The organism is Sodalis sp. C49 (assembly GCF_046352915.1).
GTDB lineage: Bacteria > Pseudomonadota > Gammaproteobacteria > Enterobacterales > Enterobacteriaceae > Acerihabitans.
Genome location: NZ_CP163303.1, coordinates 15,787 through 31,517, shown reverse-complemented (window position 1 = coordinate 31,517; position 15,731 = coordinate 15,787). Strand labels below are relative to the sequence as shown.

Annotated in this window: 12 protein-coding genes; 10 read left to right on the top strand and 2 right to left on the bottom strand. The window is 46.6% G+C overall.

Translation table 11 applies throughout. The features are described 5' to 3' along the window. Positions 1 to 2 precede the first annotated feature (2 nt). The 9 genes from ABUK12_RS00125 (at position 3) to ABUK12_RS00085 (ending at position 12,374) form a co-directional block, all read left to right on the top strand. Complete coding sequence (locus ABUK12_RS00125; protein ID WP_410014379.1) at positions 3 to 797, top strand: ABC transporter permease; 795 nt, start codon at positions 3 to 5, stop codon at positions 795 to 797. After that, on the top strand, positions 797 to 2,071 hold the full coding sequence (locus tag ABUK12_RS00120) for an ABC transporter ATP-binding protein (protein WP_410014378.1): 1,275 nt from the start codon (positions 797 to 799) through the stop codon (positions 2,069 to 2,071). The genes ABUK12_RS00125 and ABUK12_RS00120 overlap by 1 nt, the downstream gene beginning before the upstream one ends. Beyond that, positions 2,071 to 3,825 (top strand): methyltransferase domain-containing protein, encoded by a 1,755-nt coding sequence (locus tag ABUK12_RS00115; protein WP_410014377.1) that lies wholly within the window; start codon positions 2,071 to 2,073, stop codon positions 3,823 to 3,825. Before ABUK12_RS00120 ends, ABUK12_RS00115 begins: the two co-directional genes overlap by 1 nt. Positions 3,826 to 3,866: 41 nt before the next feature. Beyond that, the gene (locus ABUK12_RS00110; protein ID WP_410014376.1) at positions 3,867 to 6,860 is read left to right on the top strand and encodes a glycosyltransferase; all 2,994 of its coding nucleotides are present in this window, start codon (positions 3,867 to 3,869) and stop codon (positions 6,858 to 6,860) included. Continuing rightward, positions 6,857 to 7,756: an NAD-dependent epimerase/dehydratase family protein gene (locus ABUK12_RS00105; protein ID WP_410014375.1), complete on the top strand. Its 900-nt coding sequence runs from the start codon at positions 6,857 to 6,859 to the stop codon at positions 7,754 to 7,756. The genes ABUK12_RS00110 and ABUK12_RS00105 overlap by 4 nt, the downstream gene beginning before the upstream one ends. Positions 7,757 to 7,766: 10 nt before the next feature. Beyond that, entirely contained in the window at positions 7,767 to 8,936 is a 1,170-nt protein-coding gene (locus ABUK12_RS00100; protein ID WP_410014374.1) for an acyltransferase family protein, read from the top strand. Positions 8,937 to 9,001: 65 nt separating this feature from the next. Continuing rightward, the gene (gene gmd / locus ABUK12_RS00095; RefSeq protein WP_410014373.1) at positions 9,002 to 10,036 is read left to right on the top strand and encodes a GDP-mannose 4,6-dehydratase; all 1,035 of its coding nucleotides are present in this window, start codon (positions 9,002 to 9,004) and stop codon (positions 10,034 to 10,036) included. Between the two features lie 53 nt (positions 10,037 to 10,089). Continuing rightward, positions 10,090 to 11,232, top strand: a complete 1,143-nt coding sequence (locus ABUK12_RS00090) for a glycosyltransferase family 4 protein (RefSeq protein WP_410014372.1) — start codon at positions 10,090 to 10,092, stop codon at positions 11,230 to 11,232. 8 nt (positions 11,233 to 11,240) lie between these two features. Beyond that, positions 11,241 to 12,374, top strand: coding sequence for a glycosyltransferase family 4 protein (locus ABUK12_RS00085; protein ID WP_410014371.1), 1,134 nt, complete (start codon positions 11,241 to 11,243; stop codon positions 12,372 to 12,374). Here the strand turns inward: ABUK12_RS00085 and rfbA are convergent. Together rfbA and rfbB are read right to left on the bottom strand one after the other, a co-directional pair. Further along, the gene (gene rfbA, locus ABUK12_RS00080; RefSeq protein WP_410014370.1) at positions 12,371 to 13,252 is read right to left on the bottom strand and encodes a glucose-1-phosphate thymidylyltransferase RfbA; all 882 of its coding nucleotides are present in this window, start codon (positions 13,250 to 13,252) and stop codon (positions 12,371 to 12,373) included. The two genes, ABUK12_RS00085 and rfbA, sit on opposite strands and share 4 nt — an antisense overlap. Before the next feature lie 18 nt (positions 13,253 to 13,270). Continuing rightward, complete coding sequence (rfbB, locus tag ABUK12_RS00075; RefSeq protein WP_410014369.1) at positions 13,271 to 14,335, bottom strand: dTDP-glucose 4,6-dehydratase; 1,065 nt, start codon at positions 14,333 to 14,335, stop codon at positions 13,271 to 13,273. 254 nt (positions 14,336 to 14,589) lie between these two features. Between rfbB and ABUK12_RS00070 the strand changes: the two genes are divergently transcribed. Further along, positions 14,590 to 15,468 (top strand): DUF4339 domain-containing protein, encoded by an 879-nt coding sequence (locus ABUK12_RS00070; RefSeq protein WP_410014368.1) that lies wholly within the window; start codon positions 14,590 to 14,592, stop codon positions 15,466 to 15,468. Positions 15,469 to 15,731: the final 263 nt, after the last annotated feature.

The window sequence follows — 15,731 nt, the reverse complement described above, 5'->3', positions numbered from 1 at the left end:
TCTTGAAAGAGTTATTATTGGCGATATACCGCTTCAGGGGTTTTATTTTTGGCGCGGTTAAACGGGATTTTCAATCCCGTTATAAAACAAGCATGCTTGGAGGTATTTGGCTGGTTATCCAGCCATTATCAATGATAGTAGTGTATACCGTCATTTTTTCCACGGTCATGAAGGCCAAACTGGTCGGAGTGAACGGCACGTTTGCTTACAGCATCTATTTATGTACCGGCATTTTGCTTTGGGGTTTGTTCTCCGAAGTCGTGAGCCGCTCGATGTCGGTCTTAATTGATAACGCGAATTTACTTAAAAAATTGAGTTTTCCGCGCATCTGTTTGCCACTTATCGTCGTCAACATTGCACTATTAAATTTTATCATTATTTTCGCCATGTTTATTCTATTCTTGGTATTCAGCGGAAATTTTCCCGGTATTGTCTTCTTTTCCATCATTCCTGTTCTTTTTATTATGCTGTCTTTTTCCATCGGTCTAGGAATGACTCTGGGGATTTTGAACGTTTTCTTCCGGGATGTCGGTCAACTGATGGGAATATTATTGCAGTTTTGGTTCTGGTTCACTCCTATTGTTTATCCTGTTAGTATATTGCCTGTCTGGGCAAAAGAAATAATCGCCTACAATCCCATGGCCGCGGTAATTGGCGCTGGTCAATCAATTATGATAAATAAAACTGTTCCGGATTGGACGACGTTGGTACCAGCGATTATCTTAAGCATTGTGTTCTTGTTTGTTGGATTAGTGCTTTTCAGGAAACATGCCAGCGATATAGTGGATGAGTTGTGATGAATATTATTACTGTTGAAAATGTTGGCAAAGCATATAAACAATATCCCTCCCGATTTTCCAGACTGTTCGAATGGCTCCCGCTAATTGGTAAAAAAAGACATACGCTAAAATGGGTATTGAAAGATATCAATATCCACGTAAAACAGGGAGAATCGGTTGGTATCATCGGCGTCAACGGCGCCGGTAAAAGCACATTGCTCAAAATGATCACGGGAACCACTCGACCCACCGAAGGAAAAATAGAGCGAAGTGGTACGGTCGCGGCATTACTTGAGCTGGGCATGGGATTTCATCCGGATTTTACTGGCAGGCAGAATATCTATATGTCTGGGCAGTTGCTCGGTATGGATGACGAAAAAATTCGCTCGCTGATGTCTGAGATAGAAGAATTCGCCGATATCGGCGACTACATCGATCAGCCGGTCAGAGTCTATTCCAGCGGTATGCAGGTCAGATTAGCATTCAGTGTTGCCACCGCTGTAAGACCGGATCTCCTTATCGTCGATGAAGCCCTGTCCGTCGGGGATGTCGCTTTCCAGGCCAAGTGTTTCAGGCGTATCAGCAGCTTCAAGGAACGGGGCACCACCATATTATTTGTAACGCATTCCCTGGATGATGTTGTTAAACATTGCCATAGAGCCATTTTACTTGATAAAGGCGGCGTGGCGATGTTTGGTGAACCACGAGAAGTGGTAAATGAATTTCGTGACAGGACATTTGGCAAATCAGTCAAAATAATAACTAAAAAAACGCTCGAAAGCGCTTCTTATGCCCTATCGGTTGAAGATGTCTATCATCAAAAACCCTACTATCAAAAAATCGAACATCGTTGGGGAAATCGTGGTGCGTCAATAATTGATTTTTCAGTTTCAACCAACCAGGGTGAATTTCCCCCAACAATCTATACTAACGAATTTTTCAAAATAAAGTTACGGGCGGTATTTCATAATGATTATCATGACCCAATTTTTGGTTTGTTGATAAAAACGCCCGATGGTTTGAATATTTACGGGACAAATTCTGATATAACCACACAACGCAGGCATGGCTATGTTACTGCCGGTGAGATTGTTGATTGTGAATTTACACTAAAAGCCGTGATGAACTCAGGGAGCTACCTTATTTCCTTGGGTATTACTGTAAAGGATCAAGATCAAAATGATACTCCACTAGATCGGCGCTATGACTCAATCCTTATTCATGTCCATAGTGACACCGTATTTGTTGGGGTATGTGATGCACAAGCCAGTTGTAAAGTTGAAGGTGTTTAATGACCAATATTGAAAATTATGTATCATCGCTACCCGAGTGCTACCAGTTAATTTATGGTCACCCAGAGTTAGAGATCAAAACCTCTAGAAACTGCAATGATAGATTAGTGATCATCGAGGGGTTTGTGCAAAAACTTCGCGAAGAGCTTGGCCGTCCATTAAGACTCTTAGACTTGGGGTGCGCACAGGGGTTTTTCTCCCTTAATCTGGCAAAATACTGCAGTGAAGTCAAAGGCATTGATTTTCTTGATAAAAACATTGAGCTTTGTAAAGCCTTAGCGGAAGAATTCTCTTTTGACAATGTGGAATTCCACCAGGATACGGTGCAAAACGTCATTCAGGCACTGGATTTTGATCAATATGATCTGGTGCTCGGATTCAGTATCTTCCACCACGTATGCCATAGTGATGGTTTTCATTCTGCAAAACAACAAATTAATTCTTTGGCAAATAAGTCTTCAGCCCTGCTGCTGGAACTCGCCGTCAAAGAAGAAGGTTTATACTGGGCTGATTCGCTCCCGGAAAAACCAGAGCTTATATTAGATGACATTGCCTTTAATCGGATTCTTGGCGAATTTGGCACACACTTAACCAATGTGACCAGGCCGCTATTCATGGCCAGTAGCAAATTTTGGTATATTGAAAATGAAATCCAACCCATCCGATTTTGGTCCAAAGAATCCCATGAATTTTCATACGGCATTCACCAAGATTCGCGACGCTATTATTGGTCAAATACAAAATTTCTTAAAATCTATAATTTTTACGGCAAACTTTCCGATCTGAATAAAAATGATCTGAATGTTGAAGTTGCAAATCTACAAAAATTTTCCGACTACAAGCTCAAAACCATCAAAATCCCCAATATTCATTATTACGGCGAGGATCATGGCAAAGGTTATCTGGTCTATGATCTCATTCCAGGGGAGCGCTTGAGTCAATTGATTGCCAACCGGCAAGCCTATAACGCGCTAAATATTTATAAAAAATTAATTAATCAATTATGTGAGCTTGAAAGCATCAACTATTATCATAACGATGTTCGTGTATGGAATATTCTGGTCGATAATGAAGATGTCCACTTAATCGATTTCTCATCGATATGCGAAGTTAAGCTTGATGTGGTTTGGCCATATAATATTTTTCTAAGCTTTTTGATATTCATCAATGAGGTTGATCGCGGTAAAGAACCGGTTTCGTTGCCGCACCGGAGCCCATTATTTTTGTTCTATTGGCCAAAAGATATGGTGTTAAAAGTCTGGCTGGCAAAAATTTGGCAGACTCCCGCTGATGAATGGTCATTCAGCAAGTTCAATGACTATTTACTACAGGCCATTGAAGATGTGAATAATCCCGGACTGAACTTTGTGTTGCCAGTCTTGCCGGAAAAAAACATTGCGTTATGGCTCGCAGCAAACGAAGCCTTGCTGCGCGAAACAGCCATGGTCAGGGATTATCTTGACGACAAATACACCCATCAGGATACCCTTCCCCTGGCGAATTTGCCGCCGACCCCGACCGTCGATGCGCATAAGCAGGAGCTGCTGGCAATTATCGGGAACCAGGAAGCCGTACATGATAAATTATTAACCGCCCTAAATGCTGAAAGCGACAGAGTGACACAACTGACTGAGGCCAATCAGCAGTTACTATTACAAAATCAACAACAGGCAGAAATTATCGCGCGTATACATTCAAGTATCTCTTGGTTTATTACCAAACCTTTGCGCTGGGCAAAGAAAACAGTACGGTAGTTTAATATTCGATAGCAATATAAATCAGAGTCATAAATGATATGAACAAGCAAAAATGGTTTGATTTAACTACTTCTATGTTATGGACTGGGGGTGTGGTCGGCATTATCCGTGCTGAACTGGAGATTGCGGCAGCGCTCCGAAAACTCGACAATAACATAAAATTCAGTATGCTCAAGGATGGGCACTTTGTAGAAATACCTCAGCAAGACATACCTTGGGTGTACAGTGAATCCAATGTGGCAGACGTGTATTTGGCGAAAAGAACTTGGGGACAGCAATCAGTAGCGCCGGAGATCGCGCAGGCTGGCTCGACGCAGAAAATTGACAATTTTTTGGCCGACTTAACCCGCGCCACACCCAGCCGCGGTCGCCGTTTCCAACATGCGTTAGTATTGGCGGTAGAAGAAACACCGGTGAATTTTCGCGAAGTAGTCAGGATCCTGACCTGGCTGCCGCTTAAAATCACCGGTGGTATGATTAATCTCCATCGCATATGCAAGCGCAGAAACAAAAAATCCGATACGTCGTTGTTTACCCCGATGGCGGTAGATGCAAATACTACCCGCTTTTCATTTCCCTACCGGGATGGCGATATTATCCTCAGCGTTGGCTGGTCTGATAGCGGTAAAGAAGCTTTTTTCACCCAATTGAAAAGACATCTCCCGTCGGTTAAAATCGGTTATATGGTTTACGACACTATATTAGTGGGGAAAGCTACCCACCACCTCTACCGGCCTAAGGAAGAAGCGGACTTTAAGCGGTATTTTAATTGGATATCGAATAATTGCGACTTCATTCTTTATGGCGGCAACAGCCCGCGCAGCGACGGCATAGCTTATCAAAAAGCCATGGGATGGCGGGTACCAGAAAGTACAGCCATTCCTTATGGCGGCACCGACCCTATCAAAATCAAGGACACTACTAAAGATCAGGAAATATTAGCGCGGCTGGGGATCAGCCGCGACTTTATTATGACTGTTGGTACTATCGAAATACGGAAAAATCACGATACGCTGTATAAAGCCTATTCTTTCCTGATTGATAATAAGTCGTCTAACCTCCCGCAAATGATCTTTGTCGGCCGGCCGGGATGGCGTACCGCCGATCTGATCGATACCATCAAGCGGGACCCGAGAATTGGCAGCAATATTCTCATTTTGTCACCGAATGATGAGGAACTCGACGCCTTATACCGCAACTGTAAATTTACCCTGTTGCCGAGCTTTTATGAAGGTTGGGCCTTGCCCATGCCGGAAAGCTTTAGCTATGGCAAACTTTGCCTGGCGTCGGACGTTGTCCCATTGAGGGAAATTGGTAAAGATTGTGCGGTCTATATCGACCCTTTGGATATCAAAGCTTGGGCTAACACCATCAGCCTCTATATCAACGACGCCGATGCCTTAAAAGAAAAAGAGTTAAAGATAAAAAATGAATGGCATTCCACCTCTTGGCTGGATTGCGGCAAAAATATACTGGATGCCATAACGCATTACCACAGCAATGATTTTCCTTATTACGCCACTTTTAATATGTGGATGGATTTAACGCTTTCTTATGCCGTTTGGCGTGGCGGCGTTACCGGAATCATCCGCAGCGAATTGATCCTTGCCCATAATCTGGAAAAAATAGTCCCCGGTTTACGCTTTTACGCCATTCATGAGGGACGTTTTTTCGAGATACCCCGTGAAAATTTAATCTGGCTATTCCATTCGTCCGATGTGGGTAAACAATATACAGAATTTCAAAAATTCTGGAGTGAAGCAGAGAATTCTGGGCGGGGTCATAGGATACCTTTCGATAGATTATTGCCCTTGCCCGCATCTACCGTGCAACCAATTCCAGAAGTCAGTGCAGCGCCAAAGCGCGCAAAATCTTCTTTCGCCAAAAAATATGCCCAATCGGGCGCTTATTTCGTCAGCGCATTGCCTGATTCCTTGCGGGTAAAAGCCATTCGTTTTGCCGATAAACTTGGAGCAATCCCCAAGGGGGCCTCACCTGAACGTATTGAAGAATCAGCCACGTTGTCAAAGACTGAATTCAATAGCAGGATGATGACTGAAGTGACAGGTTTGATCGAAGGCCCAGCGCAGTCAGTGCCCTTCAATCCCAGTGATATCGTCTTCTCCGCCGGTATTAACTGGGATCCGTTACAGCATGCGGAAATTATCAAAGCGAAAAAAGCCATTGGCTTTACGTTCAGTCAAATTATTTATGATCTTACGCCATTAATTACGCCGCAATTGCATGCCCCCGAGGCCTACGAATGGTACAGTCGCTTTTTCTATCTCGCCACGCTTGCCAGCGATTGCATTCTCTATGGCGGCGAAACAGCAATGCGTGACGGCAAGGCCTGGCAAACCGAGCACGGATGGCCGGTGCGGGAAGGACTTGCGCTTAAGTTCGGTTCCGATATCGCCCCACAGCTCGATCATACCCATGATCAGGCTATACTGCGCGAGATGGGAATAACGGGGCCATTCATGCTTAGCGTCGGCACCCTGGAAATCCGCAAAAACCATGAAACCCTGTATAAGGCCTACCTCAAGCTGATTGAAGAGGGTTTCGAAAATCTACCGCAGATGGTGTTTGTCGGCGGCGCCGGTTGGAAAGCAAAGGACCTGTTCGATATAATTTCCCGTGACAGCAGAGTCAAAAATAAAATACTGATATTAAGAACCACCGATCAGCAACTGGATGTATTGTACCGGCATTGCAAATTTACCTTGCTGGCGAGTCTGTATGAGGGTTGGAGCCTGACGCTACCGGAAAGCTTGGGTTATAACAAGTTTTGCCTGACCTCGGACGTTGACCCACTGCGTGAAACCGGACGTGATTTGGTCGACTATATACACCCCTGGGATATTGTTGCCTGGGCGGAAAAAATCAAATATTACACGCTCCACGAAAAAGAACTGCAGCTAAAAGAAGAGCGCATTCGCAATGAATGGAAACCAATATCCTGGACCGATTGCGCACATCAAGTCGTATCTGATTTAAAAACGATAGCCAGTAAATCTAAGGTGATTAAATGAATGGAAAACGCGTATTAGTAACGGGTGGCAGTGGCTTTATTGGCCAATATCTCATGGCGGAATTGAATCTCCGTGGCGCCGTTGTTATCGGCACTTGCATCGGGTCACAAACATCCGATGATTTGGTGCCTGTCACCCTGTTTGAATGTGACAAACTAAAAGCGCTAATTGAGGATTTCAAACCTGATTGGATTGTTCATTTGGCTGCTATTGCGTTGGTCACCCATGGCGATATCCAACAAATTTATGGCGTCAATGTCCTCGGAAGTGAAAATTTGTTCAATGCCGTTCTCAGCGCGGAGACTAAACGGCCCAATATGCTGCTGGCGAGTACTGCCGGCGTGTATGGCAATCAGGAAGAGAAATTTCTGCACGAAGGGTTGCCCTACAACCCCATGAATCATTACTCGTACAGTAAAATGATCATGGAGATGCTGGCGAACCGTTATCGAGATGAGCTCAAAATTCATATAGTCCGGCCGTTTAATATTATCGGTGCCGGTCAGGCGGAATCCTTCCTGGTCCCCAAAATAGTACGCCACTTTTTTGATAAGGAACCGGTGTTGCAGTTGGGCAACATTGACTCGGTGCGTGATTATGTTGAAGCGAAACGCTGTGCCTGGATGATATCCGAGCTGATTTTTCGCGATCACAAGGACCCCTTCACCGTTAACCTCTGCTCCGGCCGCGGTTGGACAGGTCATGATGTCCTCGATTGCTTAGAAGAAATCAGCGGTTTTAGACCCAAAATTGAAATCACTAATCAATTTGTACGCCAAAATGAAGTATGGCGCCTGGTTGGCGATCCTTCCTTATTGACTAAATATCTTGGGGGCGATCCTAAGCTACCCGATTTGAAGACAATACTCACCGCCATGTATTCGGCAATGAAATAGGCGAAGCGGGATGCTGCACGAAGCCTTTTATTTACTACTGATAGTAATACTGTATTTTCTCGGCTGCCTGCTTATATCGACATTAAGTAAGCGCGTGATGATTGAGAAGCCGGTATCGTCGGCTTATTCTGGCTCGTTAGAGGCATTGCGCGGATTTGCCGCTTTCCTGGTATTTGGCGCACATTCAACAATGTATTTCGGTTTTGCGCCAAAGCAGGTCATCGCAGCAGCGATGGGCGAAGTCGGCATTTTATTATTCTTCATGTTAACTGGCCATCTCTTTTGGAGCCAGATACGTGAAGGAAGATATAATGCCGCTACGTTTTTTAAAAAACGCATTTTCCGGCTGCTGCCGATTATGTTGGTATTCATTACCACTATTATGCTACTGGACTGGATAACCGCAGGCTTGCCTATTCCAACAGGTAGACAGCTGCTAGCCTTAGTGCGAAACTACGGGTTCGGTTTCGGTACCGTGGTCAATAGCACCGGCAATGTCAATGATGTTTTCAGCAAAGATATATTTTTGCGCATTAATAATATTTGGACTCTACGCTGGGAGTGGCTCTTTTATTTAACTGTCCCTCTTCTCGCCACATTGAAAAAATTTAGCAACGCTACCGTATTTACGGCATTCCTTATTATACTGTTTATGGATCCATTTCAGTTAATGAATGGCGTAACGGATATTGTTTTTGTTATGGCTTTTTGGTTTGGCGCTTACAGTTATGAATTGGAAAAAAATAGAAGCGAATGGACGAGCTGGCTATTTACCAGAACAGGCAGCAGCATCGTACTTTGGTGTAGCGTTGCCGGCCTATTCTATTACCTGCTCCATGGCGAACTGGTGCAAAAAAATGTGCGCGTTCCCATTATGATACTGCTTGTTTTTCCGATTTTTCTCTATTTTGTTATTAGCAAATCTTTTTTGAATAGATTCACATGGTCGCCAATGCAGCTTATTGGCAAGGTCAGCTACTCTTTTTACTTATGGCATTTGGCGATAAATTTTTATGTCATGAGAGCCATGAGTAAATTATTTGTACAGCAGCAATCATTATGGGCGTTTATTAGCACCTGCTCCGTCATGATGATAATCAGCATAACGGTGTCAATGTTGACATATAGATTTATTGAGGAGCCTTTCCTCAAACAATCGCACGTTAAAAAAACAAATTGAAAATATTTCTATTTACATAACGTTATTTCCTCAATACCAGTGTCATTTTACAGAGTGAGAATGCAATGAAATCAGCAGTTATTACAGGCGTTACTGGCCAAGACGGCGCTTATCTGACTGAATTACTCCTTGAAAAAGGGTATCAAGTTTACGGCGCTTACCGCCGTACCAGCTCGGTTAACTTCTGGCGTATGAAAGAGTTGGGCATTGACAAACACCCCAATCTCCATCTTATCGAGTACGATCTGACGGATCTCTCCGCCAGCATTCGTTTATTGCAGCAGACCAAAGCGACCGAAGTTTATAATCTGGCCGCACAGAGTTTTGTTGCCGTTTCTTTTGACCAGCCGGCGACCACCGCGCAAATTACGGGTATCGGCGCGCTAAATCTGCTGGAAGCCATTCGGATCGTTAATCCCAAGATCCGGTTCTATCAGGCATCGACCTCTGAAATGTTTGGTAAGGTGCAGGCAATTCCGCAGCAGGAAGATACACCCTTCTACCCGCGCAGTCCCTATGGTATTGCCAAACTCTATGCGCATTGGATGACCATTAATTACCGTGAAAGCTATGATATATTCGCGTGCAGTGGCATTTTATTCAACCACGAATCCCCCCTGCGCGGCAGGGAATTCGTTACCCGCAAAATTACCGATTCCGTCGCAAAAATTAAATATGGTAAACTCGACGTGCTGGAATTAGGTAATCTTGATGCTAAACGTGACTGGGGTTTTGCGAAAGAATATGTGGAAGGGATGTGGCGGATGCTGCAGGCGAAGGAACCCGATACGTTTGTGTTGGCGACCAATCGTACTGTAACGGTGCGTGATTTTGTTGCCTTGGCATTCAGCGCTGCGGGCTATACCCTGCGCTTCGAAGGCAAGGAAGAGCATGAAACTGGTGTGGATGTCGCCACGGGCAAAGTGCTGGTGCGGGTCAATCCCAAATTTTACCGTCCTGCAGAAGTGGAACTGCTCATTGGCAACCCGCAAAAAGCCAAGGATGTATTGGGCTGGGAATCAAAAACGTCACTTGAGCAACTGTGTAAAATGATGGTGGAAGCAGATTTAAGACGAAATAAAGCAGGTTTCTCGTTTTAAACTGCATTGCCCCGGCCCCTCGGAGCCGGGGCGTTTATGGTAATAAATCGAATATGAAAGTCATTATTTCAGCAGACCCCATTAAATATCCGCTGACCGGGATCGGCCGATATACCTATGAACTGGCCAGCCGTTTAAATAAAAGTCCGGAAATTTCTGAGTTGTTATTTCTTCGCGGCCGCAGTTTAAGCCATCAGATTCCAGCACTCGGTAAAAATACATCCGTTAGCCGTTCCAATAGCGGTATAAAAAAATGGGTTCAAAGCAATCCCCTTGCCACTGAAATGTACCGGCTAACGGCTCCCTGGCTTAAAACGTTTGCCATAAGAAAACATCCGGACGCCATCTATCATGGCCCAAATTTTTATCTGCCGCCACATGTCGATCGTTGCGTGGCGACGTTTCACGATCTTTCCGTATTTACCTGGCCGCAATGCCATCCGGCTGAACGCGTGCGTTTTATGCAAAAAGAGCTTTTGCTGACGGTAAAACGTGCCAGCATTCTTATCACTGATTCCGAGTTTACCCGTAAGGAGCTGGCATCGTATTTCAATCTTCCCCTGAGCAAAGTGTATACTGCCCAGTTGGCAAGCAGCGGCGAATTTTATCCACGTGATATGGCGGCTATTAACCAGGCCGTGCAAAAATATGGCCTGAAAGCAAATCACTATTGCCTATTTACCGGTTCTATTGAACCCCGTAAGAATATTGCGACACTGTTGGATGCCTATGAACGTCTGCCCTTGGCGTTGCGCCTTGACTGTCCCCTGGTGATCAGCGGGTTTAAGGGCTGGAGCAGCGTCGCCCTGCATCAGCGGTTCACGCAGGCTCAGGCGGCGGGCTGGTTGCGTTACCTGGGATATGCAGACGCGTTGGATTTGCCCTATTTGTTCGCGGGCGCCAGAAGTTTTTTGTTTCCGTCTTTATATGAAGGTTTTGGTCTTCCCGTACTGGAAGCCATGGCCTCCGGAATACCTGTTGTCTGCTCCAACAGCTCCTCTCTGCCGGAAGTGGTCGGCGACTGCGCATTAATGTGCGCGCCGTTGGATGTGGAAAGCCTTACCGGCTTGATTCAAAAAAGCATTGAGGATGATATCTGGCGTGGACAAGCCATCATAAACGGCATCAATCGGGCAAAACAATTTTCTTGGCAGCGCTGCGCTCAAGAGACAATTCACGCTTACCAGCAGGTTTAAACTATTTCATGGTAAAAGTTCTTCATTTTTATAAAACCTATTACCCCGATTCTTTCGGGGGCATTGAGCAGGTTATTTTTCAGTTAAGTGAAGCTGGGGTGAGTCATCAAATTGCAGCGACAACGTTATCGTTAAGCGCGCGAGGAGATATTGACAATGGGCGCGTCGGCTCCCACGCGGCTTATTATTCGGCGATTAATTTTGAAGTGGCTTCCACTCCTTTCTCGCTGAGTGTCATAAAAAAGTTCAAGCAACTGGCGGAACAGGCCGACATTATCCACTACCATTTCCCTTATCCCTTTATGGATATGGTACATTTTTTATCACGCGTCGATAAACCGACCATCGTCAGTTATCACTCCGACATCGTAAAACAAAAGCTGGCCCTGAAATTCTACACGCCTCTAATGAATAAATTTCTTGGCGCGGTCGATTGCATTGTGGCGGCGTCGCCAAACTACGTCGCGACCAGCCCAACATTACAAAAATACCCGGACAAAGTGCATGTCATCCCTTACGGTTTAGACAGAAAATCCTATCCGGCCCCCACCGATGCTCATTTAGAGTATTGGCGTAGCCGGGTCGGCGACAAATTTTTCTTATTTGTCGGTGCGTTTCGTTATTATAAAGGCTTGCATATTTTACTCGAAGCATCGCAATCCACTGATTATCCATTGGTAATCGTGGGTGCGGGGCCGATTGAAAAAGAGCTTAAGCAGCAGGCGGCCAATCTGGGGCTCAAACATATCCATTTCCTTGGTGCACTGCCGGACCAGGATAAAGTCGCATTACTTAAACTGTGCTATAGCGTGGTTTTCCCCTCACATCTGCGCTCAGAGGCATTCGGCATCATATTGCTGGAAGGCGCAATGCAAGGCAAGCCGCTAATTTCCAGTGAAATTGGCACCGGCACCACCTATATCAACATTGATAACGAAACCGGCATCGTGGTCCCGCCTTCAAGCCCCTCCGCGTTGCGTGAGGCCATGGCAAAATTGTGGAACGACCCGGCGCTGGCAAGCCGCTACGGTGCTAATGCGGAGAAACGCTTTGAGCAATTATTTACCTCCGAACGTATGGCCACCAGCTATATGGAGCTGTATCAGCAATTAATGAGCAAGCGGCAATCGGCCAAACACTAACCCTCGTCATTATTTTCACCGACGATTTGTATTAAATATTGGCCATACTCGGTTTTGCTCATTAATTCCGCTTCTTGCAATACCTGCCGTTTGTTCAGCCAGCCTTTATTAAAAGCAATCTCCTCAAGGCAGGCAACTTTAAACCCCTGGCGTTTCTCAATGGTGTGGATAAACGCCGAGGCTTCGATCAGGCTTTCATGGGTACCAGTATCCAGCCAGGCATAACCACGGCCGAGCAGTTCAATATTCAACTGTCCCTTTTGCAGGTAGAACTCATTCAGCGCGGTTATCTCCAATTCGCCCCGTTTCGAGGGGGTGACCCGCTTAGCCAGTTCCACCACCTGCTCATCATAAAAATACAGCCCGGTTATAGCCCAATTAGACTTCGGCTTAAGGGGTTTCTCTTCCAGCGACAGCACACGGTACTGGTCATCGAACTCGAGCACGCCAAAACGCTCCGGATCGGCCACATGATAACCAAATACCGTGGCCCCGATTTCATGCGCCTTGGCATGCTCCAGCTTGGCGACAAAGTTCTGGCCGAAAAACACATTATCACCCAGCACCATGGCGCACCGCCCGCCGGCGATAAACTTTTCGCCGATGATAAAGGCCTGGGCCAGCCCGTCGGGGCTTGGCTGCTCGGCATAGGAAAAATTAAGACCAAACCGGCTACCTTCCCCCAACAACCGCTGAAAAGAATGCATGTCCTCCGGGGTGGTGATAATCAAAATATCGCGAATGCCCGCCAGCATTAAGACCGAAATGGGATGATAAATCATCGGCTTATCATACAACGGCAATAATTGCTTCGATACGCCGCGGGTAATGGGATACAGCCGGGTCCCCGTACCGCCGGCCAGCACTATTCCTTTCATCAGCTCACCTTTCCTTATCTATCTGCTTAACCCCAGCCGCTCACCGCTATACGACCCGTCAAGCACACGCTGCCACCAGGTTTGGTTATGCAAATACCAGGCAACGGTTTTGCGGATGCCGCTCTCAAATGTCTCATGCGGGCGCCAGCCCAATTCGCGCCTGATTTTGGCGCCATCTATGGCGTAGCGCAGATCATGGCCGGGACGATCGGCAACAAAAGCAATCAGCTCTTCATAATGACCTATCCCCGCCGGTTTATCGGGCATTAACTCATCCAGTAAACGGCAGATGGTACGCACCACATCAATATTCCTGCGCTCATTATGCCCACCGATATTATACGTCTCGCCCACCACGCCTTGAGTAACCACAAGATACAGTGCCCGGGCATGATCCTCCACATATAACCAGTCGCGGATTTGCGCGCCATCGCCATAGACCGGCAGAGGCTTGCCGGCAATAGCGTTAAGAATGGTCAGCGGGATCAATTTTTCCGGGAAGTGATAAGGACCGTAGTTGTTGGAACAGTTAGTGATCAAAACCGGCAGGCCGTAGGTGCGATGCCACGCCCGTACCAGATGATCGCTGGATGCCTTGGAGGCGGAATAGGGACTGCTGGGGGCATAAGGCGTGGTCTCGGTAAACGGCTCATCGCCGCCGGGCAAATCACCGTAGACTTCATCGGTAGAGATATGATGGAAGCGAAAAGCGGATTGGCGGGCGGCACTCAACCCCAACCAATACTGACGGGCGGACTCCAGCAGGATATAGGTGCCGATAATATTGGTTTGCATAAATGCCGCCGGCCCGTCGATGGAGCGATCCACATGGCTTTCCGCCGCCAAATGCATCACCACATCCGGCTGATATTGCGCAAAAACCCGGTCCAGGCCTGCGCGATCGCAGATGTTTACCCGTTCAAATGCATAGCGCGAGTCATTGCTGACAGGTGCCAGGGAATCAAGATTGCCGGCATAGGTAAGGCAGTCCACTACAACGACCTGATCATGAGTATGACGTATAATCTGCCGTACGACGGCGGAACCGATAAAACCGGCTCCGCCGGTAATTAAAATTTTCATGTCGCAACATTCCATAAAGCCCGGCAACGGGATGCGTAATATTATCATACCCACCGAAGTCAGGTTAATGTTACGCCATGGCGTTTCCCAGGGAGCTGCATGCGGAAAAGCGATCATGCATTGCGTCTTCACCTATACAGAAATTCTGAAATGTTGAAAAGTAAGCCTTAATACATCATTCCCCATATGATTCTTACTTTTAACAGTCTGGATTGGTGATAAAATACCCTACCGTTTTTTACATGGACATCGTTATGACCAGGTGGTGGTACATTGCAAACGATATCCAGCACGGTCCGGTAACCTTACCGACGCTAAAACGGCTGTTAAAACGCCAGGTGATCGGCGCGCAAAGTATTGTCTGGCGCGAGGGATTTAATCATTGGACTCGGTTGGACGCCACGCCTGAGTTAAAACCTTTGCTTAAGGCGACTCCGCCGCCCCTGCCCCGGGTAAACAATACGGCGCCCGCTGTCAAAACATGGTCTCAAGCAGGTCGGTCCAATGTTTCCCTTACGCCCAACACACGTCAGCGCAGACATTGGCTAAGTTGGGCGCTGCCAGCCTGCTGTTTAGCACTTGCGGCATACTCCTTTTTCCCGCTGCCGCGCATGACCCAAATAATGCTTGGGGCCAAAACCTTTACCTCATCCCTCAACGGCCCGTCGTCCGTCAAAACACCCGGGGTTGCAGATGCGGCCACGGAAGAAACCCAATGGCAAAACCCCGTCACTTTAAAAAAAGCCGATTTAGCGGGATGGACGGTCAGGCCCCTGTCCTCCGGAAAAGGCAGCGTCGCCAGCTCGTTTATCAGCGAGAATGCGGTGGTCAATTTCAGTGTTGCCGAAGCCAAAAATCAAACTTTAAATACCCTGGTTAATTATCTTAAGACTAATGAATCAGCTTTACGCTTTATCAATCAGGGCACTTACGGCCATACGGGCGGCCTGCCTAACTGGACCGGCATCGCCACCAGCACTGACGATCATGATAAAAGCTACGTGGTCCACGTCACCAATGCTCCCGATGGTTATGGCATTTTGATTGCGGCGATCAATCAGCAGACGACCAGCAGCGTCAGCCGGCTTGAGACATTGATGGCGCAGTTGGATCAGACGTTTAAGGGCAACTGATAAGGTAGAAACAGTTGTCTGCCTTAGTCTATTGTTACGCCGCAATCTAGCTTGTAAACAAAGCGCATAGCATATTAAGCAGCATTGATCACCAATAGCCCGTGCATCGCCGGCACAGTTATCTGGCGGCCAGTGAAAAATCCGCATTCCGTGAGCCCTTATCCCCCCAAATTAATCGCTGGCGAAGAAGATTGGTGTTTACCACCATTTGAGGCATGCTCTGTCATTATACAGCCACACACATGTTTCTCTCTTATACATTA

Excerpts from the sequence above, each read along its gene's own strand:
- ABUK12_RS00120 (WP_410014378.1), top strand. The coding sequence starts at position 797 with ATGAATATTATTACTGTTGAAAATGTTGGCAAAGCATATAAACAATAT.
- ABUK12_RS00115 (WP_410014377.1), top strand. The coding sequence starts at position 2,071 with ATGACCAATATTGAAAATTATGTATCATCGCTACCCGAGTGCTACCAG.
- ABUK12_RS00110 (WP_410014376.1), top strand. The coding sequence starts at position 3,867 with ATGAACAAGCAAAAATGGTTTGATTTAACTACTTCTATGTTATGGACT.
- ABUK12_RS00105 (WP_410014375.1), top strand. The coding sequence starts at position 6,857 with ATGAATGGAAAACGCGTATTAGTAACGGGTGGCAGTGGCTTTATTGGC.
- ABUK12_RS00100 (WP_410014374.1), top strand. The coding sequence starts at position 7,767 with ATGCTGCACGAAGCCTTTTATTTACTACTGATAGTAATACTGTATTTT.
- gmd (WP_410014373.1), top strand. The coding sequence starts at position 9,002 with ATGAAATCAGCAGTTATTACAGGCGTTACTGGCCAAGACGGCGCTTAT.
- ABUK12_RS00090 (WP_410014372.1), top strand. The coding sequence starts at position 10,090 with ATGAAAGTCATTATTTCAGCAGACCCCATTAAATATCCGCTGACCGGG.
- ABUK12_RS00085 (WP_410014371.1), top strand. The coding sequence starts at position 11,241 with ATGGTAAAAGTTCTTCATTTTTATAAAACCTATTACCCCGATTCTTTC.
- rfbA (WP_410014370.1), bottom strand. The coding sequence starts at position 13,252 with ATGAAAGGAATAGTGCTGGCCGGCGGTACGGGGACCCGGCTGTATCCC.
- rfbB (WP_410014369.1), bottom strand. The coding sequence starts at position 14,335 with ATGAAAATTTTAATTACCGGCGGAGCCGGTTTTATCGGTTCCGCCGTC.
- ABUK12_RS00070 (WP_410014368.1), top strand. The coding sequence starts at position 14,590 with ATGACCAGGTGGTGGTACATTGCAAACGATATCCAGCACGGTCCGGTA.